The 20,506-nt window shown below is 48.0% G+C and carries 20 protein-coding genes; 16 read left to right on the top strand and 4 right to left on the bottom strand.

Annotation, left to right across the window (positions count from 1 at the left end; genetic code table 11):
- Positions 1–3: 3 nt before the first annotated feature.
- A complete protein-coding gene (locus GCE9029_RS15885; RefSeq protein ID WP_062665717.1) occupies positions 4–1,095 on the bottom strand; it encodes an efflux RND transporter periplasmic adaptor subunit in 1,092 nt (363 codons plus the stop codon).
- 143 nt (positions 1,096–1,238) lie between these two features.
- Between GCE9029_RS15885 and GCE9029_RS15880 the strand changes: the two genes are divergently transcribed.
- Entirely contained in the window at positions 1,239–1,862 is a 624-nt protein-coding gene (locus GCE9029_RS15880) for a TetR/AcrR family transcriptional regulator (RefSeq protein WP_062664644.1), read from the top strand.
- A 35-nt stretch (positions 1,863–1,897) separates the two neighbouring features.
- Here the strand turns inward: GCE9029_RS15880 and dgt are convergent, their stop codons facing one another.
- Positions 1,898–3,358 (bottom strand): dGTPase, encoded by a 1,461-nt coding sequence (dgt, locus tag GCE9029_RS15875; protein WP_062664643.1) that lies wholly within the window; start codon positions 3,356–3,358, stop codon positions 1,898–1,900.
- 420 nt (positions 3,359–3,778) lie between these two features.
- On the opposite strand from dgt, the gene gloA2 reads away from it, so the two are divergent.
- Both gloA2 and GCE9029_RS15865 read left to right on the top strand, forming a co-directional pair.
- Complete coding sequence (gene gloA2 / locus GCE9029_RS15870; RefSeq protein ID WP_157487819.1) at positions 3,779–4,168, top strand: SMU1112c/YaeR family gloxylase I-like metalloprotein; 390 nt, start codon at positions 3,779–3,781, stop codon at positions 4,166–4,168.
- A gap of 206 nt (positions 4,169–4,374) precedes the next feature.
- Positions 4,375–4,605 (top strand): hypothetical protein, encoded by a 231-nt coding sequence (locus tag GCE9029_RS15865; RefSeq protein ID WP_231870120.1) that lies wholly within the window; start codon positions 4,375–4,377, stop codon positions 4,603–4,605.
- A gap of 24 nt (positions 4,606–4,629) precedes the next feature.
- On the opposite strand, the gene GCE9029_RS15860 is transcribed toward GCE9029_RS15865, so the two are convergent.
- Positions 4,630–5,127 (bottom strand): leucine-rich repeat domain-containing protein, encoded by a 498-nt coding sequence (locus tag GCE9029_RS15860; RefSeq protein WP_082804390.1) that lies wholly within the window; start codon positions 5,125–5,127, stop codon positions 4,630–4,632.
- A gap of 630 nt (positions 5,128–5,757) precedes the next feature.
- On the opposite strand from GCE9029_RS15860, the gene GCE9029_RS15855 reads away from it, so the two are divergent.
- Positions 5,758–7,875 (top strand): EAL domain-containing protein, encoded by a 2,118-nt coding sequence (locus GCE9029_RS15855; protein WP_062664639.1) that lies wholly within the window; start codon positions 5,758–5,760, stop codon positions 7,873–7,875.
- 49 nt (positions 7,876–7,924) lie between these two features.
- On the opposite strand, the gene dctP is transcribed toward GCE9029_RS15855, so the two are convergent.
- Positions 7,925–8,950 (bottom strand): TRAP transporter substrate-binding protein DctP, encoded by a 1,026-nt coding sequence (dctP, locus tag GCE9029_RS15850; protein WP_157487818.1) that lies wholly within the window; start codon positions 8,948–8,950, stop codon positions 7,925–7,927.
- Between the two features lie 356 nt (positions 8,951–9,306).
- Here dctP and GCE9029_RS15845 point away from each other — a divergent pair, with 356 nt between their 5' ends.
- From GCE9029_RS15845 to phnK, 12 genes are all read left to right on the top strand, one after another.
- The gene (locus tag GCE9029_RS15845) at positions 9,307–11,850 is read left to right on the top strand and encodes an Ig-like domain-containing protein (protein WP_062664637.1); all 2,544 of its coding nucleotides are present in this window, start codon (positions 9,307–9,309) and stop codon (positions 11,848–11,850) included.
- A 121-nt stretch (positions 11,851–11,971) separates the two neighbouring features.
- On the top strand, positions 11,972–12,541 hold the full coding sequence (locus tag GCE9029_RS15840) for a hypothetical protein (protein WP_062664635.1): 570 nt from the start codon (positions 11,972–11,974) through the stop codon (positions 12,539–12,541).
- Between the two features lie 92 nt (positions 12,542–12,633).
- On the top strand, positions 12,634–12,945 hold the full coding sequence (locus tag GCE9029_RS15835; RefSeq protein ID WP_062664633.1) for a hypothetical protein: 312 nt from the start codon (positions 12,634–12,636) through the stop codon (positions 12,943–12,945).
- Positions 12,946–13,176: 231 nt separating this feature from the next.
- Positions 13,177–14,010 (top strand): phosphonate ABC transporter ATP-binding protein, encoded by an 834-nt coding sequence (phnC, locus tag GCE9029_RS15830; RefSeq protein ID WP_062664631.1) that lies wholly within the window; start codon positions 13,177–13,179, stop codon positions 14,008–14,010.
- A 27-nt stretch (positions 14,011–14,037) separates the two neighbouring features.
- Positions 14,038–15,033: a phosphonate ABC transporter substrate-binding protein gene (gene phnD, locus GCE9029_RS15825; protein ID WP_062664629.1), complete on the top strand. Its 996-nt coding sequence runs from the start codon at positions 14,038–14,040 to the stop codon at positions 15,031–15,033.
- Positions 15,034–15,106: 73 nt separating this feature from the next.
- The gene (phnE, locus tag GCE9029_RS15820; protein WP_002536190.1) at positions 15,107–15,895 is read left to right on the top strand and encodes a phosphonate ABC transporter, permease protein PhnE; all 789 of its coding nucleotides are present in this window, start codon (positions 15,107–15,109) and stop codon (positions 15,893–15,895) included.
- 64 nt (positions 15,896–15,959) lie between these two features.
- On the top strand, positions 15,960–16,655 hold the full coding sequence (gene phnF, locus GCE9029_RS15815; RefSeq protein ID WP_062664626.1) for a phosphonate metabolism transcriptional regulator PhnF: 696 nt from the start codon (positions 15,960–15,962) through the stop codon (positions 16,653–16,655).
- Positions 16,656–17,108, top strand: coding sequence for a phosphonate C-P lyase system protein PhnG (gene phnG / locus GCE9029_RS15810; RefSeq protein ID WP_062664624.1), 453 nt, complete (start codon positions 16,656–16,658; stop codon positions 17,106–17,108). It abuts the gene before it with no gap.
- Entirely contained in the window at positions 17,105–17,713 is a 609-nt protein-coding gene (gene phnH, locus GCE9029_RS15805; protein WP_062664622.1) for a phosphonate C-P lyase system protein PhnH, read from the top strand. Before phnG ends, phnH begins: the two co-directional genes overlap by 4 nt.
- Positions 17,704–18,804, top strand: a complete 1,101-nt coding sequence (locus tag GCE9029_RS15800; protein WP_062664620.1) for a carbon-phosphorus lyase complex subunit — start codon at positions 17,704–17,706, stop codon at positions 18,802–18,804. Before phnH ends, GCE9029_RS15800 begins: the two co-directional genes overlap by 10 nt.
- Positions 18,801–19,697, top strand: coding sequence for an alpha-D-ribose 1-methylphosphonate 5-phosphate C-P-lyase PhnJ (locus GCE9029_RS15795; protein WP_062664618.1), 897 nt, complete (start codon positions 18,801–18,803; stop codon positions 19,695–19,697). Before GCE9029_RS15800 ends, GCE9029_RS15795 begins: the two co-directional genes overlap by 4 nt.
- A 17-nt stretch (positions 19,698–19,714) precedes the next feature.
- Positions 19,715–20,500 carry a phosphonate C-P lyase system protein PhnK gene (gene phnK / locus GCE9029_RS15790; RefSeq protein ID WP_197475397.1) on the top strand — a complete coding sequence of 262 codons (786 nt, stop codon included), beginning with the start codon at positions 19,715–19,717 and terminating at the stop codon, positions 20,498–20,500.
- Positions 20,501–20,506: the final 6 nt, after the last annotated feature.

The raw sequence follows: 20,506 nt of genomic DNA, 5'->3' as shown, positions 1-20,506 counted from the left end.
AAGTTACTCCGCAGCCAGATTCACAGACTGACCGGATACCACTCGGTGAACGCCATCAACCAGCACTTTGTCGCCATTTTGAACGGCACCGGACACAAAAGCTTTTTGTTCGTCGGCGTGCAGTACTTGAACCGAACGACGTGATATAAGCTGATTTCCGGATTCACCAGGCACCACAGCGTAAACATTCCATGTTCCGCGCAATCCATCGGTTAGTCCTGATAGTGGCATCCAGAACCCTTCTTTGGGCGTTTCAAAAGCGAATTCCAAATAGGCAAGCTGTCCATCAAGCGCATTGGCATTTTCAGGAAGCAAATAACGCAAGGTGACGGTGCGGGAACGCATGTCGAGTGCTGCTCCTGGGTTGAGCAAAGTTGCCTCATAGACATTTTCACCAACGCGGACATTGGCAGACGGATTAGATGAGAGTGCTTCAAGGTATTTGATAGGCACACCGATACGTGCTTCTTTAAGATCATCAGCGAGTAGCGTCAGGGTAGGAGCACCGACATTGACGACATCACCTTGAGAAACAAAGCGCTGACTGATCTTGCCGTTGTAAGGCGCGTAGATGGTGGATTTTTCCTGACGAAGTTGATTCGAAGACAGTGAGGCTTGTAGCTGGCGGACATTGGCCAGCAATGCGTCACGTTGACTGATCAAAGAGTCGATTTCTGCATCTGCACTGAAGCCTTTTTTCTTTAACTGGCGTTGGCGCTGCAGGTTAGTCCGGGTTAAATCTAACTGGGCATCAAGCTGTTCCAACTGTGCTTTCAGTTGCTGCGCTTCTGTGTCTAGCAATTGCGTATCGAGTTTAATCAGTGGCTGACCTTTGGCGACAGTATCGCCTTCATCAACCAAAAGACTATTTACTTTGCCCCCTAATTCAAAGCCGAGATTGGCGCTTTGACCCGCTTGCACGGTGCCGACATATTCGCGTTCAACGGAATAACCCGGTGCGAGTTCGACAGTAAGGGCGTTAACTGTGGGCAGGCTATGTTCTGGCTGTGCAGCCACTTCTTCTGTCTGCGAGTTGCAGGCAGTGAGTAAAGTGATGGTCGCCGCGATAGCGATTGAAGGGATGCACTTTTGCATGGCAAATTTCTCGTCTTCCATTACGATTAGTTTTTAGTGGACTAGACTGTCCAGTCCAATTAGATTAAAAATAAAGCAACCAAACTAGACTGTCCAGTTTGATTAGACGCTTTTTTGTACATATTTTCAGTTAAGGAACACTGATGACTACGCACGTTTCGCAGAGAAAAGAGCAAAAACGCCAACAAATCCTTTCGGCGGCTGTTGAGTTGTTTTCTAAGCAAGGCTATGGCATCTCTATGGATGCGATTGCAGTGCACGCAAATGTCAGTAAACAAACGGTTTACGCGCACTTCAGTAGTAAAGATCAGTTGTTCGAAACCTGCATCATTGAGAAATGTATCTCTGCGGGTTTGGATCTGGATCTGGAACACGAATCACGTGCTGCACATATAGTTCTTCGAGAATTTGGTTGGTTGTTTCAAACCATGCTGCTTGGTGAGGAAGCACGCAATACATTTCAGAACACGATTCGCCAGTCTGGCACGCATCCAGAAATTGCCCGCATCTTCTTGGAGCAGGGGCCTATCCGGAACATCAACCGTATCAGCAACTACTTGAGTCTTTTGGTTGAACGGGGTGACTTGCCGCTTTGCGATAACACCGACTCTGCAGCCATGCAGCTTTTGCTTATGCTGCATGGGCGGGCGGTATACTGGGCGCTTTTAGGGTTCGATTCCGGCGAGGATGAAACGACACGTCGTGATTATGTAAATTCATGCGTGGATCTGTTCTTACGTGGGTACGGTTATACCCAAGCTCACTAAATCCGCCATCTTCAGGTTGTTCGGGTGTACTAATATTAGTCGCTGACCAAAAGTGTTTTGTACTCGTCGAACGCGAACTGATCTGTCATACCGCTGATGTAATCCTGTAGTAAACGACATCTCAAATAAAATTCCCACAGCGTTGGATTGGTGACTGGCGCCTCTTCCTTCAAAGCGATTTCATATGCAGCCACATGTTTTCTTGAAAGTTTGTTAAACAGCCTTCTTTCCACTGGTAATTTACGGCCTTCTCCGCGAACGATTTTCTGGAACGTGTCTGTGTCTAGGTCGAGGAGTGGTCGGTATTCTTCCAACAACCCACCAATGATTTTGTAGCCTTGAAGTTCCAGATTCTCGACTTCCGGATCGTTAAACACATGATTGATCGCCACTTGTTTGAAGGTTTTTGCCAAAGCGTGGAATTGGCTGTTGTCTTCAATCAAGGCGCGGTTTAAGTCGCCATTGAAAACCGCTTCCAGATTATTGGTGAATTGCTCAGACGCGTGATTAACCAGCGGATGGACCATTTCAACGCGTAGTTTTATGAAGAACTTATGGGTCGGGCTGATTTCATCGTTTTGAGCATCTTGATAAACGTTATCGAGCAAACGATCGAAGCAATGCTTGCCTTTGATTGGACGGTTATCGGGCTCCAGTTCAGCAAAGGTGCGTTTGAGGTGTTCAGTCAGGGTTTCCAGAGAAAGAATACGTTTCTCAACAGCATCTTCTAAATCTGCCAAACAATAGGAAATATCATCTGCTGCTTCCATGATATAGCTGAGTGGATGACGACAGTATTTAGCCATCTCAAGCTCATCCATCAACGAGTTGACATAGCTGTTCTCTGTAATGTAATAGCCGACTTTCTTGGTGAGATAATTCTTATCAGTGGGTACTTGGTCAGCACGCTCGGTTGCTGGACGAGTATATTTCAATACTGCAGCGGCCTGACTGTATGTGAGATTAAAGCGGTGAAGTGATTGCACCAGGCGTATTGCTTGCGCGTTGCCATCGAAATGACAAAGCTCATGGATGATTGGGTCTGTTGTCTCCGAAGACAGTTCCTGAAGCAATTGTTGCATCGGAGCGAGTTCTTTCAAGTGCTTGGTGAACCATCGGTTGATCGCATCTTCACCACAATGCCCGAATGGCGGGTTACCCATATCGTGCATCAAGCAGGCGATTTCCACCAATGATTCCACCGCACGTTCAAGAGATGAAAGCCCGTAAGCGTCTTTTTCATTCTCAGAAAGGCGGTCATAAATTGAATGAACAATAAAACGCCCGACTTGCTGCACTTCCATAGAATGGGTGAGCCGGCTTCGTACTGCTGAATTTCGCTCCAGTGGGAAAACCTGTGTCTTTTGTTGAAGGCGACGAATTGGGGCAGAGTTGATGATCCTCCCACGGTCACTTTCAAGTGCCCGTTGAAGATTGCTGCCATAAGGTCTTGGGCGTGCGAGACTGATTTTCTTCCTGAAATCGATGTGCGGCATTTATCTTCCTAACGTCTAAGCGACATGTTTTCATAACCTTAGCGCCGTCTGGTTATCTTGTCGACAGACTTGTTAGAGAGAGAAAAGCCAATGGCTGACGCATGATACGTCAGCCTTCTTGGAATTTACCGAGATGAAAGGAGTATGGTTAGAACAACGCTCAAAAAGCTGAGACGAGAAGGGCAACGCCGACTGAAAAGCCAAACATAAATACCGAAAAACCTGCTTTATACTGATTCCTACGTTTTGTAGATAGCGTCATAATCACATCCATATTGTTGCTTGTTGTGAATACACAGCAAATCGGATGCCAACTCATGAGTATTTAATTTCAATGAGTTAGGCTTGGTTTGTATAGAGCGTAGTGTTCAGGTTGGTAATATTTGCCAATAGTTGGCGAGAAATTTGGAGTAAAAAATAGTGATTCAAGGAATTCATCACGTCGCATTGATTGCCAGTGACATTGAGGTTTCCAAGCGGTTTTATCGCGATATTCTGGGGTTCAAGATCATTGCAGAGCACTATCGCGAAGAGCGGGATTCATGGAAAGTAGATGTGTTACTTCCTGACGGCCGACAGCTTGAAATGTTCTCATTCCCGGGAAGTCCAACACGCCCTTCATTTCCTGAAGCGCAAGGGCTCCGTCATCTTGCTTTTCAAACCCTGGATATTGATTTCGTCATCGCTCATCTACAAAAACATGGAGTCGACTGTGAAGCGGTACGCACAGATCCTTACACTCAATCGCGTTTCACTTTCTTTCAGGACCCAGATGGCCTGCCATTGGAACTCTATGAAATGACTCAATAATGAGATGTCTCGTAAGCTAAATTTAAGTTGTTTCTAAAATAAGACGAAATTTTTTCGCCCTCGTCCGTACTATATCCGAGTAAATAAGTCAGGTTAGACCAGTTTGGAGTAGTAGGGCGATGGGTGAAGTACGCCGTTGGCAAAGATATAAGTGTCAGTCTAGGGTGAAAGGAACCCTGTACTGGGCACACAAAATTTTCCCTAAGGTGAGTATTCAAATTACGGATATTTCTGAGCGGGGAATGGGTTTCATTTCAGAATGGAAGCTGGAAGAGGGCATTGGAGAGTTGAAAGTGAACTCTATGCCAAAGCTTCGGGTGGAAATTCGTCATAAAGGCGAAGTGAAAATTGGTGGCCGTGTTCGCTATCGATACGGTTTGGCGCTGCGCCGCAAACTGCATTCGGTTCAATTGTCCCAAATCAAACGTGCCGCTTGAGCGTAAGTTCAATAGAATTTTGACTCAGCGGTATATTCTCCCACCTACACGAACCGTCTCCGGCACTGTTTCTACCTGTGTTCCCCTGATATACAAGTTGCCATCAACCCTCAAATCGGGTGGCAGCGTTTTTACCTTGGTGTTTCCAAGATAAAGGTTTCCTTTCACGTTTAGTCGCCTTGGAAGCGCAGCGATTGGGGTGTCGACCAAACTCAAGTCTCCGTTCACCTTAAGCCCTGTGGGCAATACCGTAACTTTCGACCCAGTCAGGTTGATATAACCGCCTACTTCTATCTTCGGAAACCTCGTTAATACGGTGTTGGCAGCATTTACATAACCATTAACCGTGAGTCCATCTGGCAGTCGTTTTATCTGACTCCCTTCTATGTCTAGAAAACCTTTCACTTCAAAGGGTTCAGGCAGCTCTGTCAGGGGCGAATTATTTAATCTGACGTTGCCATAGTTATCAATGTATCCATGAAGTTTCAGAGTATCGACGAAATGGGGCTTTTTCTTGCCCATTGCGTGAACGGGTTGAAACGAAAAAGCGAGCGTGGTGATAAGCAGTAACGTTCGAATAACTAAGCAGGAGTTAAGTTTTGATTTTTCGGGCATATCTGCTCACTGAAAAACGGATAATGGCTTACAAACTATATACGAAAAATGGTTTGCCTTTTGGCAAAATTAAAGATTTCTTTCAATACGATATAACAAATTTGTACTGAATAATTGACGTTTACTGGAGGTTACAAATTTAACGATTTAAAAATTATCGAGCCAAATAACACTATTGATAGTGTTGTTACTTAATTTTTTATTATTGGACTCAAGATCTCGTTTTCTGTCTTTAGTACTTATGCTTCATAGGGTTGGTGCCGACAACATGAATAGATTTTCAATGTAAACGATTAGCAATGAGAGGTTGGACGGATGAAATCTGATATTGCATTCATTTTGTGAATGTTAATGGCTAGTAAAAGTCGATTTTATTTATGGGAGATGTTGATTTAGGTTTTCTAGACACTACAATACCCGGCAAATTATCGCGGAAATAGCATATTTACTCGCTCAGTATTTTTCATCGCGACCCCGATATTTTTTTGTCGCGATAAAGGTCAATGGCATTTTATTGATCCTCATTCAGTGAATTAAATGAAGCAATTATCAAACAACAAGTCTTTCTTACATTGGCTCAATCCGTATCGGTTTGAGGCGGTGACGCGATCGCTCCGCGCGATGCGCGATGGGATGTTGTGGCTAGTCCCATGTCTAATAGTGTCAAGCATCCTGGGGTTCATGGCGAGCATGCTCGAGTTCCTCAATGTGGATGCACCCATTTTTATACATGAACTCAATCTGTTGAGATTGTCACTGACCTCCCTTTATCCTTACCTTTTTGCCGCATCCATCAGTATGATGCTGGCGATTCAGTGGCGATTGCCCCGTCCTCCAATAGCGGTGCTTTGTATCTCTTATGTGGCTGTTGCCGAGAAGGTATTGGGTTACGAATATCAAGCAAGCTCAATCTTACTGACCTTTGTGGGTCTAACGCTTCCTATCTACGCTGTGCCTTTGTTATCCAAACTGAAGAAGCAAAGATGGGCACGTATTGTTGAGAATGAAGTAGCAGGTAAGCTTGTTAAAGACTCAATGAATCTCATCATTCCTGGTGTGATAACGACAGGCGTGGTGGTCGTGATGACCAAACTGCTGACCCTGACCAGTCTTTACTTTGATTCTGCTGCTTTCCTGAAAGCGTTCGATCCGGTCAATGAACCGTATACCGTTGGCGCGTTGTTCTCGACCCTGAACTCTCTACTCTGGTTCCTCGGCATTCATGGCTACTATGCATTGACACCTTTGGTTCAGCCGTTGATTGATGTGCTTGATATTAACCGCGTTCTCTACAGCGCGGGTGCCATGCCTTCAAATGCCATGAACATTTCTACGCTATCGTCGTTTGTTTTTATAGGTGGTTCTGGAGCAACACTCGGTCTGGCATTGGCTATTCTGGCATTCTCTAAAGACAAAGTGATGCGGGTGATTGCGCTTTCGAGCATCCCGCTAGGCTTTTTCAACATCAACGAAATATTGATGTTCGGCCTGCCAATTATTTTCAACTTGCGCCTCTTCATTCCTTTCGTGATAGCACCATTGGTGAACATGGGGATTGCCCTTACAGTGCTTTCTGCAGGTCTTGTTGCCATTCCGGTGGTGATGGCACCCATCACCAGTCCACTGATTCTCAATGCCTTTATTTCGACGGGTGGTGACTACAATGCAGTGATTTTGCAAGTGGCGTTGGTGATAGTCAGCACGCTGATTTACACCCCGTTTGTTCGCTTGTTGGATGCACACGCAAAGACCCGTGATTTGTACATTCCTTCACTGGACACTACTTTCACCCGACGTGAAGAAGAAGCCTATGTGCTGGCCGTTGATCCTGTGACTGAATCGCTGCACAAAGTCCGTGAGATTCAAGGGGTACAGTTACAGTTGGAAGCCTTTGCAACGCGCGAGTTCTATTTGGAATATCAACCACAAATTTCGAGCCACACTGGTCAGGTCACTGCGGTAGAAGCCCTTATTCGTCTTCGCGACAGCATGGGGAATGTTGAAGCGCCGGGTAAGTTCTTGTCTGTGTTTGAGAAAGCAAACCTGATGACAGATATCGATTTGTGGGTGGTTCGACAGTCAGTGGCTCAGAGCAAGATATGGATGGAACAGAAGTTCTACATGCCAATCAGTGTGAATATCACCAGTCATACCCTGACCAACAAAGGGGCGATGGAAGATATCCTTGCTTTGATCGCACAGGTGCCAGGCTTGATTCACTTTGAGATCACCGAAGAATCACTGATTGATAATCCAGCGTTGGTGGAAGACGCCATTTCTCGGCTACACATGGCAGGTTCAACGGTTCATATTGATGACTTTGGTACGGGATATAGCTCCTTGAGTTACCTCAACCGATTCGATATCGATGCGATGAAAATTGACCGCAGCTTTGTTCTGGCGCTTAACAGCGAGCGTGGCAAGCAGGTGTTCTACAGTCTGACCGGTATCGCAAAACAACTGGGTATGAACATCATTGTGGAAGGTGTCGAGACCAAAGAGCAGCTTGATATCGTTTCCCGGGAATCAGACGTTGTGATTCAGGGGTGGTATTACAGCAAAGCGATTTCGGCATCTGAAGTGCGAAATTACGCGCTGCAGAGACAGGCAATCAGCAAGGTTCCTCAAGCGAGAGCGAATCGAGAAATTGCTTAACCTGATGTTTGATTTCCCCGCATAAAATAAGAGAGCGTAATTCGCTCTCTTATTTTTTATTCCCAAACGCTTCATCCAGCGCTTTTAACAACCTTTCTCCCGGCTGACCTGCCAACTCGATATATCTCTCCCTGATCGGTACCGAAAACTTTCTGAACGCATTTTGTTGCGCGCGGGTCAGAGTGATGAAGGTCATGCTTGGCTTAAACTCCTTAATCTTGGTGAGTTGGGCTTTATTCAACGCTTGCTGCTTTTCAAAGATGAAGTCGCTCATTTCTTCAAAGGTATCTCGAAGCAGCGTTTTGTGTTCAGCAGATAGAGACAAATACCAGGCCTGATTGGCAATCACTGATGTGGTGAACTTCTGTTTCCCGGACCAAATCATGTATTCAGTCACTTCGTAAAACTTCATCTCTTCGATGGAGAAAACCGGATTACTCTGACCATCAACAATGTTGGCTTGCAATGCACCGTAAACTTGTGAGTAGGGTAGAGGGATGGTATCCGCGCCATAAACACGAAATGATTCAATCACCAAAGGCGAGTTCATCACTCGCATTCTGAAGTCTTTAAAATCGTCAGGTTTGACGATTTCTGTATTGGTTGACCACACCATGTCACCCTCAAGATAGAAAGTCATCAGGCGTAACTCTTGATCAATGAGCGCATTACCGACAACTTCATACAGCGTGGCGTTATTGGTCAGAACCGATTGGTTGAGTTTGTCGTGTTGGGAGAAGATATAAGGGATATTGAAAACCTGCATTTCAGGTACCAGGCTGCCAATGATACCGACGGAAGCATGAGTCATTTGCAATGTCCCCAGTGAAGTCAGCGCGGTAAGATCTTCAGATTCCCCCAATGTGCCATATGAATAAATGTCTACGGTCACTTGTCCCGCTGATTTTTCTTCAATGCGCCGTTTGAACTCTTTCGCGTAGATGTCTTGTACGGAACCATCAATTTCTTCTAGGCCAAAGCGCCACACCAACCGTTCTTCTTCACTTGTGGCCAAAACGGGTAATGACAGTAAAAAGGTGAGTGTCACCGTAAACAGTCTCAGCAGATAGCGCATTTTCACCTCTTTACTTCCGTGCCAATAATGATTTGCTTCTAGTTAATTGTTAATGCAAATAGATATGTTTCATCAGTTTAGTCCTTGAGATTCAGGGAGAAAAAGTGATGCCTTGGGAACTTCCTTTATGAAATAAAAAAGTTGCGGACTGTGTTTGTGCAATGGGCACCAATGTGAGCGTAAAAAGCCGTATTGTCATGGAGTTAGCTGGCTGATTCACCCATGATGGAAATGGGATAATTCTCGATAAGAATAAAGTCGACAGATCCCAAACCACGCCACGAAGTCTTTTTGCGGTAGTCCCGTGAGCGGGACAGAAAATGGTGGTGACTTATTATCGAATAAGGAAATTCATCATGCACAAACCAATGATGCTCTCGGCCATTGCGCTGAGTGTAGCAACAGCACTGCCAGCTTGGGCAGTTGACTGTACCTCCTTGCCAACGTGGGAAAATACTGCTGTATATAACGGCGGTGATCAGGTGGCACATACTGGCGAAGCTTACAAAGCCAAATGGTGGACGACAGGCAAGAACCCTGCTGAAAACTCAGGCCCATGGCAAGAGTGGGAAGCACTTGGTCAATGCTCTACCGGCGGTAATCAGCCACCTGTCATCGACCTGACTTCTCCTTTGAATAACTCCAACTTTGTTACTGGCGATGTGATTACTCTTTCTGCGACTGCCTCAGACTCTGATGGCTCGGTCTCGGATGTTGAATTCTTCGTCGGCACAAACAGTGTTGGTGTTGTCACCACGCCTCCTTTCTCTTTGGATTGGGTGGCGGAGCAGGGGCAGGCTGCTGTTCGTGCGGTGGTGACAGACAATGAGGGCGCTATGTCTGAGCAAAGCGCGAATATAAAGGTAGAGGATCCTGTCTTTGGTATTCCACCTACCGCGCAGCTGACTAACCCGACAGTGAACTCGCAGCTGAAAGCAGGTGAAACCGTTGCTCTGACAGCAACCGCAGAAGACTCCGATGGCGCAGTCATGCTTGTAGAATTCTATGTTGACAACAAACTTGTCGGTTCAGATGACGTAGCACCGTTTGAAACTCCTTGGCTCGCTATGGAAGGCAACCACAGTTTCAATGCCAAAGCAACGGACAACGATGGCTTGCAAGCTTGGGCTGGTGAGGTCTCTGTCAATGTCGCAGGCAATGCCGTGGGTGGTGGCTGTGCTGGCGTACCAACATACAGTGCCGGCACCAGCTATGCGGTTGGCGATATTGTTCAAAACGGTAACTACAAATACCAATGTGATGTCGCTGGGTGGTGTTCATCGGATGCGGCTTGGGCTTATGAACCTAATACTGGTGCTCATTGGCAAGATGCTTGGACCGAGCTGGGTATTTGCGCCATTGTACCTACCGTGACTTTCACTTCTCCGTCGGATAATGCCACCTTGCTGGCTGGAGAGACGGTCTCCATTGCAGTCGACGCAGTAGATTCTGATGGCAGCGTAACTGGCGTCGAGTTCTTCGTGGCAGGTCAAAGCATTGCCGTTGATAATTCCGCGCCTTATGCCATTGATTGGGCTGTAACAGGCTTAGGCGAAGTGAGCATCAGCGCAGTTGCTACTGACAACGAAGGCAATACAGGCAATGCTGGTGTTCTTGTGAACGTTAGTGATCAGCCATTGGTGGCAAGTTTGACTTCTCCAGCCGCGGGCAGCTCTGTCGGTCTGGGCAAGGTTGTCTTGTTGGAAGCCGAGGCAAGCGCGCTTAACGGCACTGTAACCAAGGTTGATTTCGTTGTGGATGGGGCGATTGTTGCCACTGATTCAACCGCTCCATACAGCGCAAGCTGGACGCCAGGGGCGGTAGGCAGTTACGCCGTTTCTGCTCTGGCGACTGACAGCAATGGCCTGACTGCATCAACCGCAGCAGTCACGCTGAAAGTGTTCGAGCAACCAGCGAAAAAACATCAGCTGATTGGTTACTGGCACAACTTCGTTAACGGTGCTGGCTGTCCACTGAATCTGAGTGAAATGTCAGATGCGTGGGATATCATTGATATCGCCTTCGCAGAGAACGATCGCAACAGTGACGGCACGGTTCACTTCAACCTGTATAACGGCGACATTCGCAGCACCTGTCCTCCGCTCGATCCGATGAAGTTCAAGCAAGATATGGCGGCGTTACAGGCGAAAGGTAAAATTTTCGTCCTGTCACTTGGTGGCGCGGAAGGGACTATCACACTGAACACCGATGCAGATGAAGCTAACTTCGTTTCTAGCCTCACAGCTATCGTGAAAGAGTGGGGCTTCGATGGTTTGGATATCGATCTGGAAAGTGGCTCTAACCTTGTTCACGGTTCGCAAATTCAGGCTCGTTTACCACGTGCTTTGAAGCAAATCGAAGCGAACATGGGTGGTGATATGTATCTGACCATGGCGCCTGAACACCCATATGTTCATGGTGGTATGGTGGCATACAGCGGCATTTGGGGAGCTTACATTCCATTGATTGACGAGCTGCGTGATACGCTGGATCTTCTTCATGTGCAGCTTTACAACAATGGTGGCCTGCCTAATCCGTACCTTTCAGGCGCTGCACCTGAAGGTTCAGTGGACATGATGGTGGCGCAATCAAAAATGCTGATTGAAGGTTTTGAATTGGCAAACGGCACCACGTTTGCGCCACTTCGCGATGATCAAGTCGCTATCGGCTTGCCATCAGGTCCAAGCTCAGCGAATTCTGGCCAAGCACCTACTCAGAACATTCTGGATGCTCTGGATTGTGTGACCAAAGGTACGGCTTGTGGAACAGTGAAACCTGCTTTCAACTACCCGAATTTTGGTGGTGTCATGACTTGGTCAATCAACTGGGACAAGCATGACGGCTTTAACTTCTCCGGCCCGGTCGGTGACAAGTTAAGTGCCATGAATGCAGGGCAATAGCGCAAAATTGAGAAGCGGGAACATAGTTTCCCGCTTTTTTTATAAATTCTTCATTTTTGAAACAACTTGGTGTGACATCCCTTCATAGACTTGCTTAACTTTCATTAGCAGTCATGGTGTTATGCACGCTCAAATTCCTAACAAAACGCTTCGCGGTCTTTCCTTCCTCTTTGCTCGATTACCCTCAGCGGAAAAATGGCTCCACTTTACAACTTTGAGTTGGGTGCTCTTTCAGTTGGTATCGGCAGCAGGTATGCATGTCAGTAAAGATGCAACGGTTTACCACCTCACGTTGATTGATCACATCCATATGTACAGCGGAGTGGGACTGCTACTTTTCTCAATGGTATTTTTTGTCACTGTGATTAACCGTCGGCCATTGACCGACATGTACCCATGGTTGTCTGGTAACTTCAAAGTGATGAAAGCTGACCTTCGCATTCTTAAAACCGGTCGATTACCATCACCTAAACCGGCTGGTCTAGCAGCAACGATCGAAGGACTGGGATTATTAGCGTTGATACTGGCGACAGTCACTGGCGCTTTGTGGGCGATCGCGATGCTCAATGAAAACGCGAGTAGCCCCGACTTTCTTACCATCCATAAAACAGCGGTTACCGCGATCGAAGCTTATGTTTGGGGACATGGTATTTTTGCTCTACTTCACTTAATCATCTGGTGGCGTCGTTAAAAGCGCCTCAGATCATACTTGTCTTATAAATGAAACAAATGGCTTCGCCTCTATCTATAATTTCGAAAAGCTAAAACGAAGAGGCATCCAAGATGAATACATGGAGAGAACAAGAAGTTGCCGAATTTTATGTTGAAGTGTCGTCCAAGAGAACGGTCGGCGAAGTCGGCGCGGAGTATGAAAAAACAGGCCGTGGTAAAGATTGGCAACAATGCATGAAGCTGTCATTTGAGGGTTTCAATAATTCCCGTATTTTGTCGCTGGATGATATTTGGCGTGACCTAATTGAGAACAAGAAAACCAAATTTAACGGTGAGGTTCTGGCATTGGAAACCATAGTGAAATTTGGTGACACCATGCAGTTAGAAACGCCATATAAAGTCCAGATTAAAGTGACCCACTAATTCCACTGGCGATGTCACTGGATAAGTATGAATCTTTAATGACGGGGTTATCTAGACAAGTCGATTAACTTATCTAGATAACCCCTCCAGCCCCTGCATACAAACGCTTCCACGCAATTTATACCTCTATCTCACCCAATTATCCGTCAACTTCCCTGACACCATTCCGTTATAAAAACGACACAAACAGACCACACGATAGGGGCACCACATAACGAGGTTCCCTGAAACATGGATAGCATCATCGAAGTGAATGGTCTGACGAAGACGTTTGGAAAAAACAAGGCGCTTGACCAGATCAACCTCAAGATCCAACACAAAGAAATGACCGCACTTCTTGGACCTTCTGGTTCAGGAAAGTCAACGCTACTTCGCCATCTTAGCGGCTTGGTCTTCTCTGATAAAACGCAAGACGGACAGATTCAGGTGCTTGGTAAAACTGTTCAGAGTCAGGGCCGAGCTTCAGGTCAGGTTCGTCACTGTCGCGCCCAAGCTGGTTATATCTTCCAGCAGTTCAATCTAGTGAACCGCCTGTCAGTGATGACCAACGTGCTGATTGGAGCGCTCAACTACACGCCGTTCTGGCGCACGCTTACCGGTAACTTCACCAAGCAGCAAAAGGCAGAAGCGATGGCCGCATTGGAACGTGTTGGCATGCAAGATTTCGCTCATCAGCGTGTTTCTACTCTGTCAGGCGGACAGCAACAGCGTGTGGCCATTGCGCGTGCACTCATGCAAAAAGCCCGCATCATTTTCGCCGACGAGCCTATTGCTTCTTTGGATCCTGAATCTTCCCGCATCGTGATGGAGCTGCTTAGCGACATCAACCAGCGTGAGGGTATCCCTGTGATCGTGACGCTTCACCAGGTCGATCACGCCCTCAAATACTGTCAGCACGTTGTGGCATTGCGCGACGGAAAAATCTTCTATCAAGGCGAAAGTGCGGCGATCGACAAGCTGGCCCTTGCCGAACTCTATGGCAGTAAATCAGAAATGAATTTGGAAGTCGGTATGGAAGAACAACCGGCTTCTTTGGAAAGAGCGCCACTTTCTCTCATCAGTTAAACCGTTAACACACAAAGGACGACGACGATGTTACGAGTACTACGCACAATCACCTGTGGACTTAGCATGCTGGCTGCTGCAGTTGCTGCGCCAGTTTCTGCAGATGAAAAAATGGATACCCTGAACTTCGGTATTATTTCTACGGAATCTCAGCAAAACCTCAAATCCGTTTGGGACCCGTTCCTGGACGACATGAGCAAAAAGCTGGGTATGGAAGTGAAAGCCTACTTTGCTCCTGACTATGCGGGCATCATTCAGGGCATGCGTTTCGACAAAGTTGACGTTGCATGGTTTGGTAACAAATCAGCGATGGAAGCGGTCGACCGTTCTGGCGGTGAAATCTTCGCGCAAACTGTCGATTCAGAGGGTAATCCAGGCTACTGGAGCCTTTTGGTGGTTCACAAAGATAGCCCAATCAACAGTGTTGAAGACATGATTGCGAACCGAAGCAAGCTGGCGTTTGGTAACGGAGATCCTAACTCTACTTCTGGCTTCTTGGTGCCTTCTTACTATGTGTTCGCTAAGAACAACATTCAGCCTAGTGACTTCAAACGCACACTGAACTCAAGCCACGAAGTGAACCTGTTCGCGGTTGCTAACAAGCAGGTTGATGTGGCGACTAACAACACCGAAAACATGCGTCGCTTCGAGCGTACCAATCCTGAAAAATTCAAAAACATTAAAGTGATTTGGCAATCGCCACTCATCCCTTCTGACCCGATTGTATGGCGTAAGAACCTGCCAGATAACGTGAAAGAAAACATCTACAGCTTCTTCATGAACTACGGCACAACGGGCGATGCACAGGAAGTGGCGATTCTGAAAGGTCTGGACTGGGCACCGTTCAAACCATCTAGCGATCTGCAACTGCTGCCTATTCGTCAATTGGCGCTTTACAAGCAACTCAATGGCCTGAGCAACCAAGACAAGCTTTCTGATGAACAAGCCGCAGATCTGGCGAACATCAAGAGCTCTCTGGCTGCCCTGAATCGCCAAATGAGTGCGCTCGAGGCCATGGAGTAAAGATCCACAGAGCCGGAATTCTTTCCGGCTCTTCTTTTTAACTCGGTTATTTGTAGCTTGATGGAATTTTAGAATGAGTAGTAATACCGCCGTTTTAACCGCACCACAAACTTCTCACTGGAAACGCTTTGTTGGCATGTTGATTGTGGCTCTCGTGCTTGCCTGGTCATGGCAAGGTTCTGAGATGAATCCAGCACAACTCATCAAAGATGCTGGAAACATGGCAGAGCTGGGGTCTGACTTCTTCCCGCCGGATTTCACGCATTGGAAGCTATATGTCGACGAAACCCTGATCACCATTCAAATCGCTATTTGGGGCACCGTACTTTCTGTACTCCTTTCGATTCCCTTCGGGCTTCTATGTGCAGAAAACATCGTGCCTTGGTGGGTTTATCAGCCAATGCGCCGTTTGATGGATGCCGCGCGTGCTATTAACGAAATGGTTTTCGCGATGTTGTTCGTTGTCGCTGTTGGCCTAGGTCCATTCGCAGGTGTGTTAGCACTGTTTGTTCACACTACGGGCGTACTCGCCAAGCTGTTTTCTGAAGCGGTCGAAGCAATCGATATCGGGCCAGTCGAAGGGGTTCGGGCGACCGGAGCCAACAAGATTGAAGAAGTGATGTACGGGGTGTTACCTCAAGTATTGCCACTATGGATTTCGTTCACCTTGTACCGGTTCGAATCGAATGTCCGCTCAGCCACAGTAGTCGGCATGGTTGGTGCGGGTGGTATTGGTGTATTGCTTTGGGAAGCCATTCGCGGATTCCAGTTCCAACAGACCGCCGCGATTATGTTGATAGTCATTGTGACCGTCAGTTTGATCGACTTCGCGTCCCAGTACATCCGCAAGATGTTTATTTAAAAACCCGATTTTTATTTCACCCAACTTGTCTAGATAAGTGCAGTGGAATGCGGAGGGATAAAAGATGCGAGTTTATTTAGATATCGCCAGACATCTTGAACAGGAAGTTCGCAGCCATTTTCAGCCGGGGGATTACCTGCCGCCTGAATCCAAGCTGGCGAAGAAGTATGACGTTAACCGCCACACAGTGAGACGTGCGATTGACGAACTGGTTTTTACCGGCCTCATCGAGCGTCAACAGGGGCGCGGCAACATGGTGGTCAACCAACCGTATGACTACCCACTTCACGCCGGAGCGCACTTTACGGACAACTTGATGGAACAGGGCAGTTTGCCCACCAGTCAGGTGATCAATAGGGGACTGGTGGCTGCGAACGAGAAAGTAGCAGGCATGTTTGGTGTCGAGATGGAATCGCAAGTGATCAAACTTCGCACCCTTAGAAAGATTAATGGCATGCCGGCGAGCGTGATTGATCACTACCTTGCTGACATTGAATGGTGGCCGGTAGTGAAGCATTTCGAAGTGGGTTCTCTGCACGCTTTTCTAAAAGACAAGTTGGACGTTCACCTTACCCGTAAAAGCACTCGGCTAAGAGCCATGATGCCGAAAAAAACCGATTGCCGATTGCTTCAGCTATCTGGCAAGACTCCCATCATGGTGTTTAAAACCACCAACGTGATCACAGGAACCGACCGGATTGTGGAGTTTTCATCGTCCCACACACGTTCTGATCTGGTCGAGATTGTTTTGGAGCATTGAATGGAACAGGAAAAGCAAACACCGCGCCAGCGTTGGATGTCAGTCCTCGCAAGAACGGATGCCAATGCGCTGATAACGCACTGGGACAAACTCGCACTCGACCCACAATACCAGTTGGTTCGCGCACCTGAACTGGGGTTAGCTCAGGTACGCGCTCGAATGGGCGGTACAGGCAACGCTTTCAATATGGGCGATGTCACCATCACCCGTGCTGTGGTTCGACTGGGTAGTGGCGAGCTGGGATACAGTTATGTCACTGGAAGAAACAAGCGGCATGCAGAACTCGCTGCTGTGGTGGATGCAATGATGCAAACCTCTGCACATGATGCGCTGCAGCAAGCCCTGATATCGCCGCTCGCCGCAGAAAAAGCAGAACAGGAGCAGTTGCGTGCAAGGGAAGTGGCTACCAGTAAAGTCGACTTTTTCACCATGGTGAGAGGAGAGGACGAATGAGCAAGATAACAGCGGGTTTTGAGTCACCCGTGCATGATGCACAGCAGGTCTTCCGAGAGTTAATGGAGGCGATGTCCCGCCCCGGGAAACAGGTTTCATTGGACTACACCGCTCAGTTTGGAACAACTAGCCGCGCAGCGACCCAGGTGTTACTGACGTTGTCCGACAACGCAACCAGCCTGTGGCTATCAGAACGCTTCAATTCAGATGAAGCCTTGGTTGAGAACATCCGTTTTCACTGTGCCGCTCCGCTCACGGGTCAAAAGTGCGAGTCCGCTTTCGCGCTTGCCAGAGGCAGTGAACTGGAAGACTTTGAAGGTTTTAATGTTGGTAGCGAACACTACCCGGACAGAAGCACCACCTTGATTATTGAGGTAGATAGCCTTAGAGAAGGCGATGTGCTGTTGCTGGCTGGCCCCGGTATTCAGTCGACAACGAAAATGAAAGTGAAGGGTTTGAACCCGCTGCTTCTTCTGGCTTTGGTAACAAAACGCAGCCATTTCCCCCATGGCGTGGATATTCTGTTTACGTCTGGCTCCGACGTTATTGCATTGCCTCGTTCGACCGAAGTGACCCTGGAAGTTGAGGAGGCCACATGTATGTAGCTGTAAAAGGCGGTGAGAAAGCGATCGCTGCTGCTCATAAATTGCAGGACAAAAAGCGCCGGGGCTCTTTTTCGCAAGCCGCTCTGAATGTCGAACAAATCGCTGAACAGCTCGCTGGCGCGACAGATCGTGTGATGACCGAGGGCGGCATCTATGACAAAGAACTTGCGGCGTTGGCTATCAAACAAGCTGGCGGTGACTTGGTGGAAGCTATCTTCCTGCTTCGCGCCTATCGCACTACGTTGCCTCGGCTGGCGGTGACGGAACCTGCCAATACCGAAAGGATGAAAATCGAGCGCCGTATCTCTGCAACTTATAAAGATTTGCCGGGTGGGCAGGTACTCGGGCCAACTTATGACTACACCCATCGATTGCTTGATTTTGCATTGTTGGCAGAAGGTGGAGAACGTAGCGAACCCGCCAAACTGAGTGATATCGATGAGATGGCACATTGCCCAAGGGTGATGAGTATTCTGGAAAACCTCGACCTGACGGTGACTGAGGAAGATAACGGTGCAGCGCCTGATGATATCACCATGGAGCCACCCACATTCCCGGCAAACCGAAGTGCAAGGTTGCAGCAACTCGCGCGCAGTGATGAGGGGTTCTTGCTGGCATTGGGCTATTCCACCCAACGTGGTTACGGGCGCAATCACCCGTTTGCCAGTGAAATCCGCTCTGGCAACGTCACGCTTGAAGTCGTTCCTGAAGAGTTAGGCTTTGCCATTGAAATTGGTGATATCGAAATGACCGAATGCCAGATGATCAATGGTTTCACTGGCAGTAAAAACCACAAAGCGAAGTTTACCAGAGGTTACGGCGTCACGTTTGGGTTTTCTGAGCGTAAAGCGATGTCGATGGCTTTGGTAGATAGAGCCTTGCAATGTGGCGAATATGACGAAGTGCCACAAGGCCCTGCTCAGGATGAAGAGTTTGTGTTAGCGCACGGCGACAACGTTGAAGCCGCGGGTTTTGTCAGCCACCTGAAGTTGCCGCACTACGTGGACTTTCAGGCTGAGCTCGAACTCATCCGCAAGCTTCAAAAAGAATTTGATGCCCGCGACGCATCGGGCGAAGGAGAAGCGCTATGACTCCGCAAGCCGTTCAAAGTGGTTATAACTTCGGTTACCTCGATGAACAAACCAAACGCATGATTCGACGCGCCCTGCTAAAAGCTATTGCGATTCCCGGTTATCAGGTGCCGTTTGGTGGCCGCGAAATGCCCATGCCTTATGGCTGGGGCACAGGCGGTATTCAAATCACCGCTGCCATTATCGGTGAGCCTGATGTGCTTAAAGTGATTGACCAAGGGGCTGACGACACCACAAACGCGGTTTCCATCCGCCACTTCTTTGAAAAGGTTGCCGGCGTTGAAACTACTGAGCGCACAGAGCAGGCTGCGTTGATTCAAACCCGCCACCGCATTCCAGAAAAAACACTGACTGAAGGTCAGATACTGGTGTACCAAGTGCCGATCCCTGAGCCATTACGCTTTATTGAACCGCGTGAGACGGAAACACGCAAAATGCATGGCCTGGAAGAATATGGCGTGATGCATGTGAAGCTCTACGAGGATATCGCGCGTTATGGCCATATCTCGACCGCATACGCCTACCCAGTGCGGGTCAATGGTCGCTACATCATGGACCCTTCGCCCATTCCGAAATTCGATAACCCCAAGATGGATCAAATGCCCGCACTGCAACTCTTTGGTGCTGGGCGTGAGAAGCGTATTTACGCCATTCCCCCTTATACGGATGTGAAGAGTCTGGATTTCGACGATCACCCCTTTGAAATTCAGCAATGGGGTGAGCCTTGCTGCATCTGTGGTTCAACAACCAGCTTTCTGGATGAGGTAGTAACGGATGATAAAGGCAACCGAATTTTCGTGTGTTCTGATACCGATTATTGCAATGACCAGCAGTCAAAAAATGCTCTGACAAAGGAGCAAGAGGAGAAGCGCGCGTGTCAGTCACAGAGTTAGGTCGCGAGCACGCGACGATGCGAGTAACGAACTTGCAGCCACTATTGGAAGTAGAAAGCCTTACCAAGCTTTATCAGCCAGGTAAGGGGTGTCAGGACATCTCTTTTGCTTTATGGCCAGGCGAAGTGCTGGGTATTGTGGGTGAGTCAGGCTCTGGAAAAAGCACCTTGTTACGTGTGCTTTCAGGTCGTGAAACGCCAGATTGTGGCGCAGTGAATTACCAGTTTGAGGGTGGCTCACAAGCGAGCCTCTACGCGCTTTCTGAAAGTGAACGCCGTCGATTACTGCGCACCGATTGGGGAGTAGTTCACCAACATCCGATGGATGGATTACGCCCGAGGGTTTCCGCTGGCGGCAACATCGGCGAGCGACTGATGGCGGTAGGAAACCGACATTACGGCGATATCCGTGATCAAGCGCTGGAATGGCTTTCTCAGGTGGAGATTCCTACAGACCGAATAGATGACATGCCAATCACTTTCTCTGGCGGTATGCAGCAGAGGCTTCAAATTGCCCGGAATCTGGTGACGCATCCAAGACTCATCTTTATGGATGAACCGACAGGTGGGCTTGATGTTTCTGTGCAGGCAAGGCTGCTGGATTTGATTCGAAATCTCGTTACGGACTTAGGGCTGTCTGTGGTCATTGTGACCCATGATTTAGCTGTCGCGAGATTACTGGCTCACCGATTGGTGGTGATGAAAGAGAGTCGAATTGTCGAAACCGGGCTGACCGATCAGGTGCTCGACGATCCACAACATCCTTACACGCAGTTGCTCGTATCATCCGTGTTGCAGGGGTAGGAAAAA

Origin of the sequence: Grimontia celer (assembly GCF_900055185.1) — a bacterium.
Taxonomy (GTDB): domain Bacteria; phylum Pseudomonadota; class Gammaproteobacteria; order Enterobacterales; family Vibrionaceae; genus Enterovibrio; species Enterovibrio celer.
This window is presented reverse-complemented; position numbering and strand designations above follow the sequence as displayed.

Coding starts and splice junctions, on each gene's coding strand:
- GCE9029_RS15885 (WP_062665717.1), bottom strand. CDS start 1,095: ATGCAAAAGTGCATCCCTTCAATCGCTATCGCGGCGACCATCACTTTA.
- GCE9029_RS15880 (WP_062664644.1), top strand. CDS start 1,239: ATGACTACGCACGTTTCGCAGAGAAAAGAGCAAAAACGCCAACAAATC.
- dgt (WP_062664643.1), bottom strand. CDS start 3,358: ATGCCGCACATCGATTTCAGGAAGAAAATCAGTCTCGCACGCCCAAGA.
- GCE9029_RS15860 (WP_082804390.1), bottom strand. CDS start 5,127: ATGGGCAAGAAAAAGCCCCATTTCGTCGATACTCTGAAACTTCATGGA.
- GCE9029_RS15855 (WP_062664639.1), top strand. CDS start 5,758: ATGAAGCAATTATCAAACAACAAGTCTTTCTTACATTGGCTCAATCCG.
- dctP (WP_157487818.1), bottom strand. CDS start 8,950: ATGCGCTATCTGCTGAGACTGTTTACGGTGACACTCACCTTTTTACTG.
- GCE9029_RS15845 (WP_062664637.1), top strand. CDS start 9,307: ATGCACAAACCAATGATGCTCTCGGCCATTGCGCTGAGTGTAGCAACA.
- GCE9029_RS15840 (WP_062664635.1), top strand. CDS start 11,972: ATGCACGCTCAAATTCCTAACAAAACGCTTCGCGGTCTTTCCTTCCTC.
- GCE9029_RS15835 (WP_062664633.1), top strand. CDS start 12,634: ATGAATACATGGAGAGAACAAGAAGTTGCCGAATTTTATGTTGAAGTG.
- phnC (WP_062664631.1), top strand. CDS start 13,177: ATGGATAGCATCATCGAAGTGAATGGTCTGACGAAGACGTTTGGAAAA.
- phnD (WP_062664629.1), top strand. CDS start 14,038: ATGTTACGAGTACTACGCACAATCACCTGTGGACTTAGCATGCTGGCT.
- phnE (WP_002536190.1), top strand. CDS start 15,107: ATGAGTAGTAATACCGCCGTTTTAACCGCACCACAAACTTCTCACTGG.
- phnF (WP_062664626.1), top strand. CDS start 15,960: ATGCGAGTTTATTTAGATATCGCCAGACATCTTGAACAGGAAGTTCGC.
- phnG (WP_062664624.1), top strand. CDS start 16,656: ATGGAACAGGAAAAGCAAACACCGCGCCAGCGTTGGATGTCAGTCCTC.
- phnH (WP_062664622.1), top strand. CDS start 17,105: ATGAGCAAGATAACAGCGGGTTTTGAGTCACCCGTGCATGATGCACAG.
- GCE9029_RS15800 (WP_062664620.1), top strand. CDS start 17,704: ATGTATGTAGCTGTAAAAGGCGGTGAGAAAGCGATCGCTGCTGCTCAT.
- GCE9029_RS15795 (WP_062664618.1), top strand. CDS start 18,801: ATGACTCCGCAAGCCGTTCAAAGTGGTTATAACTTCGGTTACCTCGAT.
- phnK (WP_197475397.1), top strand. CDS start 19,715: ATGCGAGTAACGAACTTGCAGCCACTATTGGAAGTAGAAAGCCTTACC.